This window comes from Kaistella faecalis (assembly GCF_019195395.1).
GTDB classification, from domain to species: Bacteria; Bacteroidota; Bacteroidia; order Flavobacteriales; family Weeksellaceae; genus Kaistella; species Kaistella faecalis.
In genome coordinates, this window is record NZ_CP078067.1 from 453945 (window position 1) to 475764 (window position 21820).

The following is a 21820-nucleotide window of genomic DNA, read 5'->3' on the forward strand; positions in this document are numbered from 1 at the left end:
TATTTGAGCATAATTTTTTTAATGAAAAAACCTCTACTTCTCGTCTTTTTCTTATCGCTTTCCGCTTTACTTTTCAGTCAAAATATTCAACCGAGTTCCAATGCTTTTTTCTACGAGAATAAAGGACAGATCATTGATCAGGATGGCAACGAATATCCAGACATCAAATATCTTTTTACATCAAACGGACTCAATGTTCAAATTAAAAATCAAGGATTTTCTTATGATGTATATGAAGTAGAAAAAACTTTAAAAAAGATATCTAATGAGGTCAAACAAGATCCTTTTAATGATGGTATAAAAGAAAAAAAATACAATTATAAATATGAGTATCACAGAGTTGATATTGATTTTGTAGGTGCCAATAAAAATCCGGTAATTATTGCTGAAGGTAAATCTGCAGATTACGAAAATTATTACAATAGACCTAACAGACCGGAAGGAATTGAAAAAGTTTACCGCTACCAAAAAATCACCTATAAAAATTTATACGCAAATATTGACCTGGTTTTCTTCAAACCGGATGACACTTTAAAACCTGTTGAATATAATTTCATCGTTAATCCAGGTGGAAAAATATCGAATATCCGATTAAAATTTAAAGGCGCTAAAACGAAACTGAAAAATGGAAAGCTCTCTATGAATCTGCGTTTTGGGGAAATGCAGGAAAATATTCCACACTCCTGGGAGGAAAATGGAAACTCAAGAAATACGATTGGTGTTGAGTTTACGGATCTAGGAAACGGTATCTTTGGTTTCAAATCGGAGAAAAACATTTCTGATAAAGTGATGGTGATTGATCCGGTTCCGACAAGAATTTGGAGTACCGATAACTATAATGGAACTCACATTTCATGGGGCTATTTAAAAGTTTTAACAGACAAAAACAATAAAATCTATACGCTTGATCAAAGATTGGCAAAATTCGATGTTACCACTGGAACACATATCCAAGGTGCTACCGGCTCACAAGATTATGGTTATGTCGCAAGTTTCGATGAAAACGGAGTTAAGCGATGGGGACTGTACTTAGGAAATCACCATCACTCTCAAGACAATTCTAATAGAATAAGAGATTTTGAACTGGATTCCGAAAACAATTTAATAATTGTTGGAGGAGCCAGAGATGATGCTTCTGGGAATAACACTATAACTACACCCGGCTCTTACCAGGAACATTCTATGACCAGTAGTACTATGTATCGGCAAAATGATGGGTTTATAATGAAATTTAATAATGCGGGGCAGAAATTATGGGGTACTTATTATGGTGGTACCCAGTACGAAATATTTAACAGCATAGAAATTGACTCTCAGGATAATTTGATACTTTCCGGACTCAGCGGAACCCCTAACCTTATCTTAAACACTATCCAAAATGTGATCAATGGAAAAAATGAAGGTCAGTTTGTTGCAAAATTTACTAGCAACGGCCAGTATGTTAATGCTTACCTATTTCCCGTTTCTTATAATTGGGAATGCTACACAGCCATCGATAAAAACGACAATATTTATCTTTCCACTTCCAGTGGTAAAAGTTTTGCCGGAAATGTTGGTGGGAATACCAATACACATCAAACAGCCATAATTGGAGCGGAAAATGTTTTTTTGGCTAAAATCGACAGGAATTTCAATTATCAATGGGGAACTTATTTCGGTGGTCGAAACAGAGATGGGATTTTTTATAATAATGATTACGGGAATACGAAAGTTGAAGAAATAAAATGTGATGAAGACGGTAATATTATAATCGCAGGAAGGACAGATGCTTTAGAAAAAATTGCAACGCCCGGTACTCACAAGCAAAACAATAGTAATGACTATAATGATATGTATATCGCAAAATTTGCACCCGATGGCAAACAAATATGGGGAACCTATTATGGTGATGCCAATCCGCAAACGACAGGAGATGACAATTTATTTTGCTTAGACATTGATGAACATAATAACATTTTTGTTGGTGGTTGGACTGCAAGTAAAAATAACATTACGACTCCAGATGGTTATATACCGAATTTTGATTTCTATAACCAAGGTTTTTTTTCAAAGTTTAACCCAACCGGAAATTTGGTCTGGGGATCATATCTAAAACGGCCAGTTCTAGCGATTCACTCGAAAAATAATTTTGTCTATACTTTCACGAACTTCGAAGTGATGAAATTTTATGATTGTAAAAACGCAATCAATTATTCCTCTAATTCACCTGTTTGTGTTAATTCTCCAATTAATTTAAAAGCTTCAGGCGGCACCACTTATTCTTGGACAGGACCAAATGGATTTTCTTCCACCCAACAAAATCCGACGATCCCCAATGCTACTATTTTAAATTCTGGAATATATTCTTGCAATATTTCAGGCACAGGTGGTTGCGACGGAACTTTCACGATAGAGGTAAAAGTTGAAGACAAAACAGCTCCAGTTCCTACTGTTGCCAATCTTCCTTTAATTACCGGAAACTGTAAAACAATAATTAAAGTGATTCCAACTGCAACTGATGTTTGTATGGGTAATATTGTCGCTACGACAGCAAATCCGCTACAGTATTCTCTGCCCGGAAATTATGTGATTACCTGGAAATATGATGATGGTAACGGAAATATCTCCACTCAAAACCAGAATGTAACGATCACCAGTGAGCCTTTGCCGATTGCAAATGCAGCACAAAATTTCTGCAAGATCATTTCACCTAAAATTTCCGATCTTCAGATTACGGGAACTTCCATAAAATGGTATAATGCCGCCGGAAATCCCTTAAGTTCCAACACCGTTTTAACTGACGGTACAAAATATTATGCAAGCCAAACGCTGAATGGCTGCGAAAGTGCCAAAACAGAAGTTAAGGTAACGCTCAATGATCCCATGGCACCTACAGGAAGCACTCAGCAGGATTTCTGTTCCGCCCAGAACCCTACGATTTCTCATTTGACCGTAACAGGTCAGAATATAATTTGGTATGATTCAGCAGGTGCGATGTTGACGTCCTCTACTCCACTTTCCGACAGTAAAACTTACTATGCAACGCAAACAGTTGGTGGTTGTGAAAGTACACAGAAATTGGCGGTAAAAGTTTCCGTTGCGAATGGCGGAATTCCGGCAAATGATTATGCAACGGCTTTCTGTAATGATATGACAGCCAATACAAAAACCGTAGATCTTAATAATTACATAACCAATTTGATTGCCAATACTGCAGGTTTAATTTTTGAATTCTACGATTCAGCCAACCAATTAATTGCTAATCCGGCCAATCAAAAACTGAATATCGGTCTCAATGCATTTCATGTGAAAATTTCGAATGCGCTTGGCTGTTTTGTCTACGTAAAACTGAATTTAACCTTACATCCAAAACCCGCACTGAATCTTCCTGCAAGCGCCGAATTTTGCGCCGGACAGTCGGTAGATTTGGATGCGGGCAGTGGTTTTTCAAGTTACGAATGGAACAAAGATGGTTCTGGAGCACCAGTTTCAACCAATCAAATTTTAAATGTTACGACAGCCGGAACGTATAACTTAAAGGTGAAAAACAGTTTCGGCTGCGAAAACTCTGCATCGGTAACCGTGACCCAATCCTCACTCGGAACTATCACGGGAGTTCAAATTGTAAACAGTACCGCGACGGTAATCATGTCGAATTCCGGAGATTTTCTGTATTCTTTGGATAATGTCGTTTGGCAAAGTTCAAATACATTTACCTATCTGTCGAACGGAAATCATACTGTTTATGTAAAAACTTCGGGAGAATGCGTGATCGGACAGATGAACTTCACGATTTTTAACGTTCCGAACAGTTTCACGCCTAATGCTGATGGCATCAATGATATGTGGAAAATAGACGGGATGGAGAATTACCCGAATTCTGACATAAAAGTGTACGACAGAAACGGAAAACTGGTTCTGTCAAAAATAACCGCCGGAACTTTTGAATGGGACGGAAAATTTGATTCCCGTGCCCTTCCCACCGGAAGCTATTGGTATATTATTAAAGTTTCTGACGCCCGTATCCTAAACGGTTGGCTATTGATAAAAAACAGGAATTAGAGGTAAAATTCATTTTGAAAATCATTTGCTAATCCTTATTTTTGCCTCTGCGTTCGGGATGTAGCGCAGCCCGGTAGCGTACTTGCATGGGGTGCAAGGGGTCGCTGGTTCGAATCCAGTCATCCCGACAAAAAAAAGAGCAGTTTTTACTGCTCTTTTTATTTTTGATTAATTGAAGTGATTTTAATTAAGATCTTCAACCAGTCTTATTTTATCTTCTAAAATTTCAATTTTTTTATCCCGGTATAATCCGCCGATGGCTTTCTTAAAATTCTTTTTACTCATCTGAAGTTCTTCCTTGATTTCTTCCGGTTCAGATTTGTCGGAAAGATAAAGCAAACCGTAATTCTGATTAAGTTTATCAAGAATAATCTGCTGAAACTCATCGTTGTTTTCGTAACCTTCAGGCTGAAGGGAAACATCGATTTTTCCGTCCTCACGGATGGATTTTATGTAACCAATTTCTTCAGAAAGAGGAAACAGTTTTTTATAAACATCAGAAGCATAAATCAATCCGATATACTTTTTATTCACAATCACATTCCAGCCCAGTTCGCCTTCACCCATTAAAATCAGATTCACTTTATCGCCTTTGCGGAAAGGCAGATCTTCATAAGCAGGATTTCTTTTGAATCTGGTAGTTCCGGTAATCAGGTTTAAAAATTCATCAATATAAACGTGAACCAAATATCTTTTTCCTTCTACAATTTTCTGTTTCTGCTGTTTGTACGGAATGAATAAATCTTTGATAATTCCCCAATCCATAAAAGCACCGCTGGGAAGGCTCTGCACACAATTCATCACTGCAAATTCGCCTACTTCGGCGTTGGGTTTTTCTGTTGTTGCTTTCAGTCTGTCGTCGTCCTGATACACAAAAACTTCCATTTCCGTCCCGATTTCGGCGTCTTCTGAAGCAAAAACTTTAGGAAGAAATGCTCTTTCTCCGTTTTCATCTTCCAGAAATAATCCGGAATAATTTTTTTCTGCGATTTTTAATAATTGAGTTTTGCCGAGATCCATAGGTTAGCCTGATATATATAATTGACTGCAAAGGTATGAAAACTAAAGGAACGGATATTGCTGAAATGGAATTATGCCTTCATCAGTCATCAGAAAATATTTTTATAAGCCGGAACTCCAGATCCTGACTATTGTTTATGTGTCCGGAGCTGTGTATGACTATCTTGACGTGCCGCAGGAAGTTTTCGATGATTTCCGCGCGGCTTTTTCGAAAGGGACTTATCTCAATAAAAACATCAAGCCCAATTTCCAGTACGAGAAAAAAGACTGATTTATTTCTCAGTAACCTCTACATTTTTACCCAAAGTTTTGAACCGGACACCGTTTTCCTGCAAAACTGTAATCGTTATATGGCCGGTTTTACTCAGATTGATATCCTGAACTGTGCCTGATTTTCCTTTATGCGTTCCGCTGGTTACCCTGCAGAAATCGCCGTCCTTGATTTGCTTTTCTGTACCGTTCATGCTCTTAATTTCAGTAAAATTAAATAATTTAATCAAAAAAAGAGAAGCCGAAGCTTCTCTTTAAAATATCTTAACTAATTAAAGTCTTACATGTGAATCGCAATCTTTCCGGTCGCGTCTAATGCAGCTTCTTTAATTGCTTCTGCAAAAGTTGGGTGCGCGTGAGACATTCTTGCAATATCTTCAGCACTTGCGCGGTATTCCATTGCGATTACAGCAGCGGCAATCATATCGGCAGCTCTTGCTCCAATCATGTGAACGCCTAAAACCTCATCGGTTTTTTCGTCAGCAATGATTTTGATGAAACCATCCAAATCACCGGAAGCACGGCTTCTTCCCAAAGCTCTCATCGGGAAATTACCCACTTTAATGGCAACGCCTTCTGCTTTCAGCTGTTCTTCAGTTTTTCCAACTGCAGCAACTTCCGGCCAGGTATAAACTACTCCAGGAATTAAATTGTAATTGATGTGCGGTTTTTGTCCGGCAAGCTGTTCGGCCACCAAAACGCCCTCTTCAGATGCTTTGTGTGCCAACATCGCTCCGGCAACTACATCACCGATTGCATAAATATTTGAAACGTTAGTCTGTAAATGCTCATTGGTTTTCACTCTTCCTCTTTCGTCCAGATCAACACCGGCTTTTTCAAGGGAAAGTCCGTCAGTGTAAGGTTTTCTACCTACAGAAACCAAAACATAATCGCCTTCTACCACTACTTCTTCGCCTTTTTTGTCTTTCGCGGTAACTTTTACGGTATCGCCGTTTCTTTCAACCGCCTGAACCGCCGTAGAAAGCATGAATTTCATTCCCTGTTTTCTTAAAACTTTATTGAGTTCTTTCGATAAAGCACCATCCATGGTTGGGATGATTTTATCCATAAATTCAACCACCGTTACTTCAGAACCTAATCTTTTGTATACTGATCCCAACTCAAGACCAATCACACCGCCGCCGATTACCACTAAATGTTTCGGGATTTCTTTAAGGTTTAAAGCTTCGGTAGAAGTAATTACTCTTTCTTTATCCAGCGTAATAAAAGGAAGCGAACTTGGTTTGGAACCTGTCGCAATAATGGTGTATTTTGAATCGATGGTTTCTGTAGAACCGTCGTTTTTCGTTACTTTAATCTGAGTCGCAGATTCGAAACTTCCAACACCTTCGAAAACAGTGATTTTGTTTTTGTCCATCAAAAAGGTAATTCCTTTCGTCGTTTGATCTACCACTTCATTTTTTCTCGCAATCATTCGTACCAGATCTGCTTTTGGCTCGTCGATGATAATTCCGTGATTGGCGAAATTGTGTTTTGCGTTTTCGAAATGTTCTGAACTGTCCAAAAGTGCTTTAGAAGGGATACATCCAACATTCAGACAGGTACCGCCCATTGTAGGATATTTTTCTATAATAGCTGTTTTTAAACCCAACTGTGCGCAACGGATTGCAGCAACATATCCTCCAGGACCGGAACCGATAACGGTAACATCGAATTGACTCATTTTTATTTTTGTTTGATTTATTAAAAATTAAAGCTGCACAAATTTACAAAATATTTTCCCGTTTTACCCGTGTCGTTTTCGATAGATTTTCCTGCACTTTTCAGGAGCCGGGAACCTGCTTTCCGCTTTTTCTTTTGCGCCACTTCGTTCTGCAAAAGGATGCCGCTGCAATCAGGGCTATGAAAGCCCGATTTTAATTAAAAAACATACTCAATAATGTTATAGTTCAAAATAACTGACACTAAAAAAGACGCAAAAATCGCGTCTTTTTTTTCAGATTAAACTTCTTTTACCCACATTTCGAACTTCCGCAATTCTTACAAATCAAACATCCTTCCTGATACACCACCTGATCGGAACCGCAATTGGAACATTTTCCGCCGGCATCCGTTCCATCCGGAATATAACGTTTCAAAGCTCTTGCAACACCGGCTTTCCAGTTGTTGATGGATTCAGAATCGAGTTCTAGTCTGTTGATCAACTCCACTACATTTTCAATCGGCATACCATGTCTTAAAGTCCCGGAAATCAATTTAGCGTAATTCCAGAATTCAGGATTAAACTTGTGTGAAAGTCCTTCAATCGTAGTTTTGTAGCCACGAAGATTGGTAAACTGGAAATCGTAGCGTGATTTGCCGTCCTCATCGCGGTTTTTAATAATAAGACCTTCGTTCACCCAACGCGGAAGCGCAATTCCTTCTTCATCATCAGCCAAACCGGTGAATATTTCGTAAGGCTTTTTGTCAATTAAACCGACAAAAGCAATCCATTTGTCTTTATTGTTCTGGAAACGGACGATTTCAGCTTCTAAAACTTGTGGCCTTTTTGTCGGAAATGCAGGTTGAAGAACTTCAGTTTTTTCTTCCTTTTTCTCGTCATTCGAAATCAAAACTCCGGACCGTGAACCGTCACGGTAAACGGTAACGCCTTTACAGCCTACTTCCCAAGCTTTGATGTACAGTTGATTCACCAGTTCTTCTGTGGCATCATTCGGAATATTAATCGTCACTGAAATCGAATGATCTACCCATTTCTGGATCGCGCCCTGCATTTCAACCTTGCTAAGCCAGTCCACATCATTGGAAGTTGCTTTGTAATATGGAGAAATTTCAATGATTTTATTGATTTCCTCCTGGGTATAATTTTTATCAGTATCGATTCCGTTTACGTCCATCCATTCTTTAAAACGGTGATGAAAAACGATATATTCTTCCCATGAATCCCCTACTTCATCAACAAAATCTACGCGCACATCTTTATCATTGGGATTAACTTTTCTTCTTCGCTTGTAAACAGGAAGAAACACCGGCTCAATACCTGAAGTGGTTTGGGACATTAGCGAAGTGCTTCCGGTAGGCGCAATCGTCAGCAATGCAATATTTCTTCGTCCGTATTTTTTTAGATCTTCATACAATTTGGCATCGGCCTCCTTCAATCTTAAAATAAACGGATTTTTTTCTTCTCTTTTCGCATCATAAATTCCAAAAGCTCCTCTTTCTTTCGCCATATCTACAGAAGAACGGTATGCTGCAAGCGCTAATGTTTTATGAACCAAAGTAGAAAATTCATTTCCTTCTTTACTGCCGTACTGGATATTTAAAGCCGCTAACATATCGCCTTCCGCCGTAATTCCGACACCGGTTCTTCTGCCTTCGATGGTTTTCTGGCGGATTTTTGTCCACAGATTTTTTTCCGTTGCTTTAATTTCATTTCCTTCCGGATCCGAATCGATTTTAATAAGGATCGCGTCGATTTTTTCCATTTCCAGATCGATAATATCATCCATCATTCTCTGGGCATAGCCGACGTGCTTTTTAAAAAGTTCAAAATTAAATTTTGCTTTTTTTGTAAAAGGATTTTCAACGTAGGAGAAGAGATTTACCGCTAAAAGCCTGCAGGAATCATAAGGACATAACGGAATTTCGCCGCACGGATTGGTGGAAACCGTTTCGTAACCTAAATCTGCGTAGCAATCGGGCAAAGATTCTTTAATAATAGTATCCCAGAAAAGCACACCGGGTTCGGCAGATTTCCATGCGTTGTGAATGATTTTATCCCAAAGATCAGTTGCTTTTACTTCTTTTCTGAATTTAGGAATTGTGCTGTGAATAGGATATTTCTGAACATAATCTTCCTTTCCCACCACCGCTTTCATAAACTCATCATCAATACGGACCGAAATATTTGCTCCGGTAATCTTCCCTTGCTCCAGTTTTGCATTCACGAAGTCTTCGGAGTCGGGATGATTAATAGAAACTGAAAGCATAAGTGCACCTCTTCTGCCATCCTGAGCCACTTCGCGCGTCGAATTGGAATATCTTTCCATGAACGGAACCAAACCGGTAGAAGTAAGCGCGGAATTTTTTACTGCAGATCCTTTCGGACGGATGTGGGAAAGGTCGTGACCAACGCCACCGCGTCTTTTCATAAGCTGAACCTGTTCTTCATCAATCTTCATGATACTTCCGTATGAATCGCTGTCGGTTCCGCTGCCAATTACAAAACAGTTCGAGAGTGAAGCGATTTGAAAATCGTTCCCGATTCCTGTCATCGGGCTTCCCTGCGGAATAATATATCTGAATTTCTTTATAAGATCGAAAACTTCTTCTTTAGGAAGCGGATTAGGATATTTGGCTTCGATTCTTGAGATTTCTGCAGCAATCCTACGATGCATATCGTCCGGCGTCTGTTCGTAGATATTGCCGTCTGAATCTTTCAGCGCGTATTTGCTCACCCAAACTTTTGCAGCGAGATCATCGCCTTCGAAATATTTCAGCGTACTTTCGTAAGCATCCTGATAAGTAAAAGTTTTGGGTTGAACCGGTGTTTTTGTGCCTTCCATAATAATATTTGTTTTTCGAAATAAAATTACAGAAGATTATCTGATTAAAAAAAAGTTTACAAATATTTTAGTTTAAGATACTAATAATCAATGTAAAAAATATTTTCTGATTTAAAAAAGTTTACAAATTTTTAAAATCTATTTATGATTATAATCACAAATTGTTGAAAACTTTTTCGTACTGACTGAGAATAAATTGTTTAGAAAACCTTGACCGGATAGATTCCTTAATTAAACTTTCCAAATGGGATTCATCCAAAACCTGCAGAATTTTTTCAGCAAACAGTTCATGGTTTTCGATGGCTAGAATCTCTCCGTTGATCTTGGGCTGGATGATTTCGTTGATTCCGCCAGGACAGTTATTCGCCAGCGCATAAACACCGCAGGCTCCGGCTTCCAACAATACATTCGGAAAACCTTCGTAACGTGAGGAAAGGATGAATAAATCAGCATATTTCAGAAACTGATAGGGATTTTTTTGCTGTCCATGGAAAATAACGTTTTCTAATCCAAATTCTTCTTTTTTCTGATGCAGCAAAACCCTGTCTCTACCATCTCCCAGAATGTGGAGAAGAATTTTGTCGTTTTTCAGATGACTGAAAACCTTCAGTAAATTGTCGAAACCCTTTCTGGACGATAAATTCCCTATAGCGACGACATTTTTATAATCATTCTTAAAGGCTTCGGGTCTCCTCGAAATTTCCAACTGTTTTTCAATAAAAGCGAAATCGACCGGGTTATTGATTTTAATAATTTTACTGGGTCTTATTTTGAAATTTTCCACAAGATCGTGCATCATATCATCGCTCTGACAAATAATGCGATGATAATTACTGTAAAATCGGTAAAAGAATCGGATTTCTTTGCGCTTGACATGCCGCGAAACCACATTGGTTTCCCTTGCAATAAATTTGGTTTTGGGAAAAAGCGGAATAAAAAGCGAGAGATAAGCATTAATTTCTCCGAAACCGCAGAAGACAATATCAGGTTTTCTCTTCTTAATTTCGAGCAGAATCGGCTTTAAAGAATGACGGATCCGCGGAGTTTTTATATCGATGATTTCTACATCGTCTTTTAAAATATCGAGGTAACCACCTTCCTTCCGCAGTAATAATATTTTTACGGAGAAAAGATTTCTTGGAAGGTGATTGGCAATGGTAGTAACAATCCGTTCAGCGCCACCGGTGTCGAGGTCGGGAAGAATAAAAATAATTGATTTTTTGCTTTGAACCGCTGCCAATGTCTACAGTTTTGACCGTTAGTTAGCGACATCGCTGATGAATTTGATTCTTAGCATCCGAACTTCCTCATCGCTTAAATCATCACCGAATTCTGCCAGAAGCACTTTCATACTGTCACTGTCCGATCCGCGCATGAATTCCATGAATTCTTCCACAATATCTTCATCGAAATTTTCATCGACGTAATAATCAATATTAAGTTTAGTTCCCTGATAAACAATACGTTCCATTTCCTTTAGCAAATCCTCCATCGAAAGATTTTTTGCTTTCGCAATATCCTCCAGATCAATTTTTTTATCGGTACTCTGAATGATGAATACTTTATGGCTGGATTTATTGGCTACCTGCTTGATAACCATGTCCTGAGTTCGCTCGATACCGTTCTCCGCGACATATTTCCTGATAAAATCCGCGAATTCTTTTCCGTATTTTTTGGCTTTTCCTTCACCAACTCCGTAAGTTTTTCCGATTTCATCAACCGTAACCGGATACTGTACCGTCATATCCTCCAAACTTGGATCCATAAAAACGGTGTAAGGCGGAATCCCATGTTTTTTAGCCACAGATTTCCGCAATTCTTTCAGCTGAACAAAAAGATTTTCGTCTAAACCGCTGTTTTGCTGTACCTGAACCTGCTGGGAATCTGCTTTAGTCTGGGCAAGATCATATTCGCGGTCTTCAGCAATAAGGAATGTATTTTTATCTTTTCCTTCAATAGCCTTAAGGCCTTTTTCTGTTACTTTAAGAACGCCATAGGTTTCAATATCTTTCTGAAGATAATCCTGTACGGTTGCCTGCCGGATAATGGATTTCCAGAAATTTTCAGCTTGGTTTCTGCCAATTCCGAAATGTTTGGTAGTTTCTAATTTATAGGATTTGGTGACCGAATTTTCTTTTCCCACAATCACGGAAATCAAATCTTTGGTTTTGAATTTTTCCTCAAGGTCCTTTACAAGTTTCAATACCAGCTTTAGTTCTTTGGTGGCATCTTTCAGCTTGGGTGGATTTACAGAATTGTCGCACATTTGCGCACCTGCACCACTTACAGGATCAAACTGCTCCCCAAAATAGTATAAAATATATTGTCGCCGGCTCATGGAAGTTTCCGCATAGCCAACTACTTCATTCAGGAGTTGAAGACCGATTTCGCGCTCAGAAACGGGTTTCTGCGCAAGGAATTTTTCTAGTTTTTCGATATCTTTCGGATCGTAAAATGCCAAGCAAATTCCTTCACCTCCATCTCTTCCAGCTCTTCCGGTTTCCTGATAATAACTTTCAAGAGATTTCGGAATATCGTAATGAATCACAAACCTAACATCCGGCTTGTCGATTCCCATTCCGAAAGCAATCGTGGCAACGATTACATCGCATTCTTCCATCAGGAATTTATCCTGATTCATTACACGGGTTTTCTGATCGAGTCCGGCGTGGTAGGGTAAAGCATCGATTCCGTTAACCTGGAGTAACTGAGCAAATTCTTCTACTTTTCTCCGGCTCAGGCAGTAAACAATTCCTGATTTTCCTTTATGCTGATTGATGAATTTTACGATTTCTTTATCAATATTCACTTTCGGGCGAACTTCATAGAAAAGATTTGGCCTGTTGAAGCTTTCTTTAAAAACCAATGCATTCGACATTCCCAGAGTCTTCTGGATATCATCCTGAACTTTTGGCGTTGCAGTCGCTGTTAAAGCAATCACAGGAACGTCTGCTATTTTATCGATGATCAGCTTAAGATTACGGTATTCCGGTCGGAAATCATGTCCCCATTCGGAGATACAGTGCGCCTCATCAATGGCTACGAATGAAATTTTAACCTCTTTCAGAAAATCAAGATATTCTTCCTTAATCAGTGATTCTGGAGCTACATATAAAAGTTTGGTGCGACCCGCCCTGATATCATCAAAAACCTGTTTGGTCTGGGTTTTATTGAGTGAGGAATTTAACACATGGGCTACGCCGGGATCTGAGGAAAGTCCGTTAACGGCATCAACCTGATTTTTCATCAGCGCAATCAACGGAGAAACTACAATCGCAGTTCCTTCAGAAATTAAAGCAGGAAGTTGGTAACAAAGAGATTTCCCGCCGCCAGTGGGCATAAGTACGAAAATATCTTTGCCTTCCAGTAAATTCTTTATAATTGATTCCTGCTGACCTTTAAATGTAGAGAAGCCGAAATATTTTTTGAGTTCTTTCGATAAATCGGCAGTTTTTGTTTTCATTTTTTATTATTCAATTGTATAGCGCAGACTGAACTCCTTATTCCTTCATTTACCGCAAAATTAATCATCCGTGGCAGTTCTTCTTAAATTGTTTGCTAAATTTGCATACCACCCAAAGTTAGAAAATAAAAATCAAAATAAAAATATACACTACTAATTTTGGGACGCATATAAATAAAATATTTCCTTATATTAATAGGATTAAAATTTCCTGTTTTCAAAATAGCAAAATGAACCATCCCGAAATTCTTCAAATCGCGAAAAAGGCAATATCAGTTGAAATTAATGAGCTGGAAAATCTTAAAAACCGGCTCGATGATAATTTTCTGAAAGCCACAGAAATCATTAATTCCGCGAAAGGCAAACTCATCATCGTAGGAATCGGAAAATCTGCACATGTAGGAAACAAAATTGTTGCCACGCTGAATTCTACCGGAACACCTTCGCAGTTTCTCCACGCTTCAGAGGCGATTCATGGCGATTTAGGAGTTATTCAGAAAACCGATGTGGTGCTTTGTATTTCCAACTCCGGAAATTCGCCTGAAATTGTAAATCTTCTTCCTTTTCTTAAAGATTATTCGTCTGCTTTAATAGGAATGACGGGCAATCTGAAATCTAAACTGGCGGATTTTTCGGACGTTGTTTTAAACTCTTCGGTAGAAAAAGAAGCATGTCCCATCAAACTTGCGCCAACCAGTTCTACAACAGTACAAATGGCTTTGGGAGACGCTTTGGCAGTCTGTCTGATGGAACTCAACGGATTCAAAGAAAACGATTTCGCGAAATTCCATCCAGGAGGAAGTTTAGGAAAAAACCTCACCGCGAAAGTGGAACAGTTTCTTTCTTCACAAAAACCACAGGTTTCAAGCACTGCAAACATCCGCGAAATCATTATTTCTGTGAGTAGTTCTTCGCACGGAATCACGGTTGTGACCGAAGGAGAAGAAATCACCGGCGTAATTACCGATGGAGATTTAAGGAGGATGCTCATGAGCGAACAGGATGTTTCTAAGATTGTGGCGAAAGATATTATGAGCAGCAACCCAAAAAGTATCGACAAGAATGCGCTTGCAAAAGAGGCGATGCAGATTCTGAAAGACAAGAACATCGGTCAGCTGATCGTAACCGAAAATAGCAAATACCACGGAATCATCGACATCCACAGACTTCTGGATGAAGGTATAAATTAAAGAGGTTTACTGGAAAACAGTTTTTTATAAAACGAATGATCAAGATAATCGGGCGAAAATTGTTTCGTCCGTTTCCTGTATTCGGCAATATTTCAGTAATTTCGCAGTCTTGAATTCCAAATCTAGAATTTTAAAATGAGCGAAGGAAAAGAAATGTCTTTTTGGGGACACATTGGCGAGCTGCGGGGACATCTAATCCGGTCCATCATTGCCATTATCGTGGGTGCCATTGTTGTAGGATTTAATGTGAACTGGATTATGGACCATATTTTCTTCGGGCCTACGAGAAACGATTTCTTTACATTCAGGGTGGTAAACCATTTCTCACGGGAACTGATTGGAGAAAACAGTATTGTGCTCCCCGATCATTTTGCGGTACAGCAGAAGAAGCTCTTTCAGCAGTTTAATGTAATGATGTCGGTTTCTATTTTTGGAGGTATCGTAGCGGCGTTTCCTTATATTGTTTGGGAACTTTGGCGCTTTATTTCTCCGGCCCTTCATCCGAACGAGAGAAAAAACTCAGTCTTCATGATTAATTTTGTGTGGATACTTTTTCTGGTAGGGATTCTGTGCGGATATTTCCTGATTCTTCCTTTTGCGATTAATTTCGGACTCTTATTTACCATTTCCGATTCCATTACCCAGCTTTTCGATCTTAGCGATTACACCACTTTATTCATGCAGGTTGTACTGGGTATGGGCATTGTGTTTTTGTTTCCCGTAATCGTTTATTTTCTGACGACCATCGGAATTCTTACTCCCAAATTTATGCGCACTTACCGCCGACATGCAATTGTTTTAATTATGGTTGTCGCTGCGATCATTACTCCGGCAGATGTTTTAAGTATGCTTATGGCTGCATTTCCGCTGCTTTTACTGTATGAATTCAGTATCATGATGAGCGCTTATACTTACAAAAAAGTTCAGGACAGATCGCAGGTACCTGCAGAACAGTAATTATGAGAAGCAACACGGTTTTCGTTTCTTTCTGAGACCCGTCCCGCTGTCACTACTCGCTTTTCAGCGCGACGGCTGCGCCGCCGCGCTGAAAAGCTCAAACATACCGTTCCATCGGGGCTAGAACTTCTCTTCTTTATTCCTCTAGAAAATTTTCTAAACTATTTTTCGAACAGACAATTCGGTTATCTTTCCGGACTTGAAGTTCCTTCCAAAAAAAACACGCCTCACAGCGTGTTTCCTCAATCAATATTAACCTATTTTTCTATAAATTCTTTTAAACTCTGTCCCACAATATCGGTCCATCCGTTTTCGAAACTTTCTTTCTGGAAATCTTTGCCTAAATGACTGAAATTCTCCAGACCCTTGTGCGTGAGGGTAATAACTGTTCCCCCATTTTCTTCCTCCAATTCCCATCTTACAATTGTTTTCTCCTTAGAAATTTCCGGGTAAGACCAGGTATGCTTAAATTTCTCATTCGGAATCACCTCCAGAATTTCCCCATGATGATGAAACCTTTTTTCCTCGCCGGGTTCATAAAAATTGAACTCTTTGTGAAGTCCCAGTTCAAAATCCGGGATATCAAAATACCATTCCTTCATCTGCGCTTTATCGGTCAAAGCGTTCCATACCTTTTCTACGGGCGCATTCACTCTTTGTTTAATGACAACATTTTCGTGCATAATCTTAGATTTTTTTGATGGTATTAAAGTTAACATTTATTTCAGTCATAGATAAAATTATTACCATGATTTTATTCATTTCCTTAATTTTCGGTTACATTTGCAGCCATTTATAAAGTAAAATTCGTGTACACAGTTTTATTTTAAACCATTAAAACTGTCTAAAATAAGATGAAGATTTTAAAAAACGTTATGATTATCATACTTTTTCTGCTCGCGGTTCTTGCCACCGCAACTTATCTGGTGATGAAGCATCCAAAATTCGGAAAAAGCCCGTCTGGAGAACGGATGGAAAGAATACAGAAATCGCCGCATTACAAAAGCGGAAAGTTCCTTAATCTTAATAAAACACCTCAACTTGCAGAAGACACCTCAATGCCGGAAGTGATGTTCAGGTTTCTTTTCGGCAAGAAAGAAAACCTCAGACCTTCAGAGAAATTCAATTTTACCAAAACTGATTTAAAAAATCTGAATCCCAACGAAAACGCGTATATCTGGATGGGACATTCTTCTTATTTTATCCAGATCAACGGCAAGAAAATCCTTGTTGATCCGGTTTTCAGCGGAAATGCGTCGCCTTTTACCTTTACAACCAAAGCTTTTGAAGGATCCGATCTGTACACCACTGACGATATTCCGGAGCTGGATTATCTTATCATTTCGCATGATCACTGGGATCATCTGGATTATGAAACCGTGAAGAAGCTCATTCCTAAAGTTAAAAAAGTGATCACTGGCCTTGGAACCGGCGAACATCTTGAATACTGGGGCTACGATCCTAAAAATCTTATCGAACTCGACTGGAACGAAAGTTCAGATTTAGAAAACGGTTTTAAAGTCTATTGCGAACCTGCAAGACATTTTTCCGGGCGCGGTTTTAAGCGTGACCAGGCGATTTGGGCAAGTTTCGTTTTTGAAACTCCGAAACAGCGAATTTATATCGGCGGCGACAGCGGTTACGATGATCATTATAAAATGATCGGCAATAAATTTGGGAGCTTCGATCTTGCTATTCTTGAAAACGGCCAGTACAACAGCGATTGGCGGTATATTCACTTTATGCCGGGAGAAAACATTAAAGCCATGAAAGAACTTAATGCAAAAAGAATGATTCCGGTTCATAACTCGAAATTCGCCCTGGCAAATCATTCGTGGAAAGAACCGCTCGATAAAATGACCCAACTGAATACGGAAAAGCTTCGAATCATCACCCCAAAAATAGGGGAAAAAGTAAACTGGGAAGATGATTTGAAAGTGTACGAAGAATGGTGGCAAAACAATCTGTAAGATATTTGGAATAATTTTTTCTTGCATGTAAAAAAGGTCTTGAAGAAGCACGAACTAAAATAAATTCCGCGCCATGAAAAAAATACTACAGGTTGCCAACGGCTTTTCGCTCATTTTCACTATTATTTTTAATTATCTCAGCAACACAGGGATTTTCAACGGTAAAACCATCGGAAATGTTTCCGATCAGTACCATACTTTAATTACTCCTGCAGGTTATGCATTTTCCATTTGGGGTTTAATTTATCTGCTTTTGTTGGGCTTCGTTTTTTACACAGGGAGAAGTTTATTTAATACTGCCAAAAATGAAGCAGATGATTTTGTAAAAAACATCGGTTGGTGGTTTGTAATATCCTGCATTGCTAACTGCGCGTGGATCGTCGCCTGGTTGTACGGCTTCAGCGGAATTTCGGTTTTGATTTTAGGGGTTGCGATGGTTTCCCTCACCAAAATTTTACTTGAAGCTTTAAAATATAACAACAGTACCGCGGAAAAAGGGTTCATTAATATTCCTTTTCAAATATACGCTGGATGGATGAGTGTAGCCTTAATTGTTGCAACTGCTTCCTGGCTTCATAAAATCGGTTGGAACGGCTGGGGAATTTCTGAAAGCACATGGACGATTATTATGATCGCAGTCGCATCTGTTATCCACCTTATGATGACATGGCAGAAAAACGCACCGTTCTTCGCTTTTGTCGGCGCGTGGGCATTTATCGCCATCTCACAGTCAAATGAAGCGGGTTCAGCAGTCTCTATTTTTGCAATAATTGCAGCTACAGTTCTTTTTATCAGCAGCTGCACCAATCTCTATAAAAGAAGCGTGCTTTAGAGCAAAGACAGATTGTTTTTGTATTTTTGGGAAAATTGATCGATATGAAGTTTCCAATCACATTATTCATCTTATTATTCTCTTTATTTTCAAAAGCACAGGACTTATCAAAATTACAGCCTTTGGACGCTGAACTTACGGCGGTAAATTATCCTTTTCCCGTTCAGTTTAAAGAATTAAAAAATCAGGGACAGCAGTTGAAAATGGCTTTCATGGATGTGCAACCTGCAAAACCTAACGGAAAAACCATAGTCCTTCTTCATGGGAAAAATTTCAACGGATATTATTTTGAACAGACGGCAAAAGAACTTCAGAAAGAAGGCTTCCGCGTCCTTATGCCGGATCAGATCGGTTTCGGAAAATCCTCAAAACCGAAACAGTATCAGTTCAGTTTTCAGCAGTTGGCGGAAAACAGCAAATCAATGCTGAATGATTTAAAAATTGATAGATTTATCGTCCTTGGCCATTCAATGGGCGGAATGCTTGCCACGAAAATGGCTGTGATGTATCCTGAAAATGTGGAAAAACTGATTCTCGAAAATCCAATTGGACTAGAAGATTACCGGAATTTTTCGCCTTACCAGAATATCGACAAACAATATGCTGCAGAACTTAAAAACACTTACGATTCTTACAAAGATTATCAGCTCAAATTTTATTACGACGGAAAATGGAAGCCGGAATACGATAAATGGCTGAATCTTTTGGCAGGCTGGACGGTTTCTAAAGATTTTCCCATCACCGCCTGGAATGCGGCTTTAACTTCTGATATGATTTACACGCAGCCTGTGGTTGAAGATTTTCAGAAGATCACCGTTCCTACTCTTCTCATCATCGGAACTCGCGACCGAACCGCGATTGGAAAAGGAAATGCACCGAAAGAACTGCAGCCTTTAATGGGACTTTACCAAAATTTAGGAAAGGAAACCCAGAAAAGAATCAAAGGCTCGAAATTGGTCGAGCTTGAAAATGTAGGACACTCGCCGCATATCGAAGTTTTCGACCGGTTTATTACGCCTTTAATGGAGTTTATCAAATAACGCCGAAATGAGTTTTCGGGAAAAACCATTTTCATATTCTTAATTTTTTGTAATTTTAAGAAATGTCTCAGAAGGTTTATTACAACGGAATTTTTGGTGAAAATCACATCAAGCTGGTACGCGAAATCATCAACATCGTCTCACTTGATGAAATGTTCTCGCGGATTGGGTATTCCGTAAAAACCCACGCTCACCGCAATCTTTTTCAAATCTTCGTCCTCGAAAAAGGAAAAGTTGAGCTTTTGGCGAATAACGAACATTTTGCTGTTGATCAACCTTCCATTATCACGATTCCACAGTCGGTTTTTCATGGCCTTGAGTTTGAACCCGGTTCTAAAGGATATTTAATTTCACTTTCCGCAAACGCTGTCGAGCAGATGCTGAAGTTTGATGTGGAAGTGATTTACGAGCTCGATACGATCAGTATTACTAAAATCAGCCAGAAAAACCAATTGGTTGAAGACGTTTACAATACCATTCACAAATGCGTTTTTGAGTATAATAATGCACTTCCGGGAAAAGATTTGGCGCTTCAATATCTTGTGGGAATGCTTTTGTTGCGGCTATACAGAATCAATCATTCCAACCAGACGGTTATCCATACGCTTAACCAAAATGAAAGAACCGTTTTCCGGAATTTCAAGAAACTGGTTCAGGAAAACAATTCCATTAAAAAAAGAGTTGAAGATTACTCGTCGGAACTTGGAATTACGGTCGCAGCTTTAAGCCAGATCTGCAAGGCCATTTCGGGGAAATCTCCCAAAGAGGTTATTCTGGATTTCCTTATCCTTAATATTAAATCAACCTTAAAGAATCCCGAATTCAGCATTTCTGAAGTTTCTTATCAGTTCGACATTGATGATCCGAGTTATTTTGCAAGACTCTTCAAACAGAAAACCGGACAGACCCCAAAACAGTACAGGTCCAATCTCAACTGATGCTGTAAAAGCAATATTTAAGCAGGATTATCTGCTTATTTACAAAAACTCCTATTAATCCTTCAAAAAATCCTACTTCATCCGTTCGGGGTGTGGTAATTTCGGTTTATAGATTTATAAGATAAGTTTAACTGAATATTACCATCATATCAATGGGACAGAATCCTAGAATAATAAGTGTAGAAGCCTCAATTATAGATTTACCGACCATCCGTCCGCACAAACTTTCAATGGCGACGATGATGAAGCAGACGATGGTGATTATTAAAATCACTTCCACAGACGGTATTATAGGTTGGGGAGAATCTACAACGATCGGCGGAATGACCTATGGACCGGAATCTCCGGAATCCATGAAGCTGGCTGTTGATCAGTATATTTCGCCTCTATTGACCGGAAAAGATGCGACCAACATTAATGTCCTGATGCATGAAATCAACCGGAATGTCAAAGGAAACACCTTCACTAAAGCCGGTATTGAAACCGCTTTACTCGATGCACAGGGAAAACGTCTTGGCGTTTCTATCGCTGAACTTTTCGGCGGTTCTATTAACGATAAACTGCCTGTTTTGTGGACTTTAGCCAGCGGAAATACCGAAAAGGACATTGAAGAAGCTAAACACCTGATTGAAATTAACCGTCACAACACTTTTAAATTAAAGATCGGAAGCAACGAACCCAAAAAAGACGTAGCGCATGTTGTTGCCATAAAAAAAACCCTGGGCGAAAACATCAGAATTACCGTGGACATCAACCAGGCATGGAGTGAATTTAATGCAAAAATATGGATTAAAATCCTGCAGGACAACGGCATCGATTTAATTGAACAGCCTATCATTAAAACAAATTTCGACGGACTGGCGCGGCTTACAGAATATTTCCACGTCCCGGTTATGGCAGATGAAGCCGTGGCGACAATCGAAGATGCAATTAAACTCTGCAAAATCCGTGGCGGAAGTGTTTTCGCGATCAAAATTATGAAGACAGGCGGACTTTATAACGCTGCAAAAATCGCCGGTATGGCAGAAGCTTCCGACATCGGTCTTTACGGCGGAACTATGCTTGAAGGAACAATTGGTTCCGTAGCATCGGCGCATATTTTCAGCACGTTTACCAATTTAAGCTGGGGAACCGAACTTTTTGGACCAATGCTTTTGACCGACGATATCGTCACCAATCCGATGGTATTTAAAGACTGCAAACTCGAACTCCCGAAAGGTCCCGGATTAGGAATCGAAGTGGACGAAGACAAAATAAATCATTACAAAAGAAAATAAATCATGGTATACGTAGTAGAAATGGATGTTCACATCCCCGAAACCTGGGACGAAGACAAAAAAAAATCTTTCATGCAAAGAGAACAGGAAACTTCCCAAAAGTGGCAGAATTCCGGGAAATGGAAATATCTCTGGCGCGTTGCGGGCAGATATTCCAACATCAGTGTTCTGGAAGTAGAAAGTCCGGATGAACTTCATGAAATCCTGAGTTCCCTCCCACTTTTCCCTTACATGACCATCAAAGTAACCAGTGTCTGCAAACACCCGAACGCTTTGCGCGAAACACTTCTCTAAAA

The 21820-nt window shown here is 39.2% G+C and carries 17 protein-coding genes and 1 tRNA gene; 11 read left to right on the forward strand and 7 right to left on the reverse strand.

Annotation, left to right across the window (positions count from 1 at the left end; genetic code table 11):
- Positions 1 to 21 precede the first annotated feature (21 nt).
- Both KTV93_RS02195 and KTV93_RS02200 read left to right on the forward strand, forming a co-directional pair.
- Positions 22 to 4041 (forward strand): DUF7948 domain-containing protein, encoded by a 4020-nt coding sequence (locus KTV93_RS02195; RefSeq protein ID WP_218249701.1) that lies wholly within the window; start codon positions 22 to 24, stop codon positions 4039 to 4041.
- Between the two features lie 54 nt (positions 4042 to 4095).
- A tRNA-Pro gene (locus tag KTV93_RS02200) sits at positions 4096 to 4169 on the forward strand.
- Positions 4170 to 4224: 55 nt separating this feature from the next.
- Here KTV93_RS02200 and KTV93_RS02205 read toward each other — a convergent pair.
- Positions 4225 to 5061, reverse strand: a complete 837-nt coding sequence (locus KTV93_RS02205; RefSeq protein ID WP_218249702.1) for a CvfB family protein — start codon at positions 5059 to 5061, stop codon at positions 4225 to 4227.
- 73 nt (positions 5062 to 5134) lie between these two features.
- Between KTV93_RS02205 and KTV93_RS02210 the strand changes: the two genes are divergently transcribed.
- A complete protein-coding gene (locus KTV93_RS02210; RefSeq protein WP_218249703.1) occupies positions 5135 to 5332 on the forward strand; it encodes a KTSC domain-containing protein in 198 nt (65 codons plus the stop codon).
- Between the two features lies 1 nt (position 5333).
- Here the strand turns inward: KTV93_RS02210 and KTV93_RS02215 are convergent, their stop codons facing one another.
- From KTV93_RS02215 to recQ, 5 genes are all read right to left on the reverse strand, one after another.
- Entirely contained in the window at positions 5334 to 5525 is a 192-nt protein-coding gene (locus KTV93_RS02215) for a KOW motif-containing protein (RefSeq protein ID WP_218249704.1), read from the reverse strand.
- Positions 5526 to 5611: 86 nt separating this feature from the next.
- The gene (gene lpdA, locus KTV93_RS02220; protein WP_218249705.1) at positions 5612 to 7015 is read right to left on the reverse strand and encodes a dihydrolipoyl dehydrogenase; all 1404 of its coding nucleotides are present in this window, start codon (positions 7013 to 7015) and stop codon (positions 5612 to 5614) included.
- Between the two features lie 289 nt (positions 7016 to 7304).
- Positions 7305 to 9857, reverse strand: coding sequence for an adenosylcobalamin-dependent ribonucleoside-diphosphate reductase (locus tag KTV93_RS02225; protein ID WP_218249706.1), 2553 nt, complete (start codon positions 9855 to 9857; stop codon positions 7305 to 7307).
- Between the two features lie 154 nt (positions 9858 to 10011).
- Entirely contained in the window at positions 10012 to 11097 is a 1086-nt protein-coding gene (locus KTV93_RS02230; protein WP_218249707.1) for a glycosyltransferase, read from the reverse strand.
- Between the two features lie 18 nt (positions 11098 to 11115).
- Positions 11116 to 13320: a DNA helicase RecQ gene (recQ, locus tag KTV93_RS02235; RefSeq protein WP_218249708.1), complete on the reverse strand. Its 2205-nt coding sequence runs from the start codon at positions 13318 to 13320 to the stop codon at positions 11116 to 11118.
- A 230-nt stretch (positions 13321 to 13550) separates the two neighbouring features.
- Here recQ and KTV93_RS02240 point away from each other — a divergent pair, with 230 nt between their 5' ends.
- Positions 13551 to 14510, forward strand: a complete 960-nt coding sequence (locus KTV93_RS02240) for a KpsF/GutQ family sugar-phosphate isomerase (protein ID WP_218249709.1) — start codon at positions 13551 to 13553, stop codon at positions 14508 to 14510.
- A 135-nt stretch (positions 14511 to 14645) separates the two neighbouring features.
- The gene (tatC, locus tag KTV93_RS02245; RefSeq protein WP_218249710.1) at positions 14646 to 15467 is read left to right on the forward strand and encodes a twin-arginine translocase subunit TatC; all 822 of its coding nucleotides are present in this window, start codon (positions 14646 to 14648) and stop codon (positions 15465 to 15467) included.
- A gap of 257 nt (positions 15468 to 15724) precedes the next feature.
- On the opposite strand, the gene KTV93_RS02250 is transcribed toward tatC, so the two are convergent.
- Positions 15725 to 16150: an SRPBCC family protein gene (locus KTV93_RS02250; protein ID WP_218249711.1), complete on the reverse strand. Its 426-nt coding sequence runs from the start codon at positions 16148 to 16150 to the stop codon at positions 15725 to 15727.
- A gap of 192 nt (positions 16151 to 16342) precedes the next feature.
- Between KTV93_RS02250 and KTV93_RS02255 the strand changes: the two genes are divergently transcribed.
- From KTV93_RS02255 to KTV93_RS02280, 6 genes are all read left to right on the forward strand, one after another.
- Entirely contained in the window at positions 16343 to 17437 is a 1095-nt protein-coding gene (locus KTV93_RS02255; RefSeq protein WP_230259178.1) for an MBL fold metallo-hydrolase, read from the forward strand.
- A 73-nt stretch (positions 17438 to 17510) separates the two neighbouring features.
- Positions 17511 to 18269 carry a tryptophan-rich sensory protein gene (locus KTV93_RS02260; RefSeq protein ID WP_218249713.1) on the forward strand — a complete coding sequence of 253 codons (759 nt, stop codon included), beginning with the start codon at positions 17511 to 17513 and terminating at the stop codon, positions 18267 to 18269.
- Between the two features lie 44 nt (positions 18270 to 18313).
- Positions 18314 to 19309 carry an alpha/beta fold hydrolase gene (locus KTV93_RS02265; RefSeq protein ID WP_218249714.1) on the forward strand — a complete coding sequence of 332 codons (996 nt, stop codon included), beginning with the start codon at positions 18314 to 18316 and terminating at the stop codon, positions 19307 to 19309.
- Between the two features lie 62 nt (positions 19310 to 19371).
- Positions 19372 to 20247 (forward strand): AraC family transcriptional regulator, encoded by an 876-nt coding sequence (locus KTV93_RS02270; RefSeq protein ID WP_218249715.1) that lies wholly within the window; start codon positions 19372 to 19374, stop codon positions 20245 to 20247.
- Positions 20248 to 20399: 152 nt separating this feature from the next.
- Complete coding sequence (locus KTV93_RS02275; protein WP_218249716.1) at positions 20400 to 21524, forward strand: muconate/chloromuconate family cycloisomerase; 1125 nt, start codon at positions 20400 to 20402, stop codon at positions 21522 to 21524.
- A gap of 3 nt (positions 21525 to 21527) precedes the next feature.
- Positions 21528 to 21818, forward strand: a complete 291-nt coding sequence (locus KTV93_RS02280) for a muconolactone Delta-isomerase family protein (protein ID WP_088360142.1) — start codon at positions 21528 to 21530, stop codon at positions 21816 to 21818.
- Positions 21819 to 21820 lie beyond the last annotated feature (2 nt).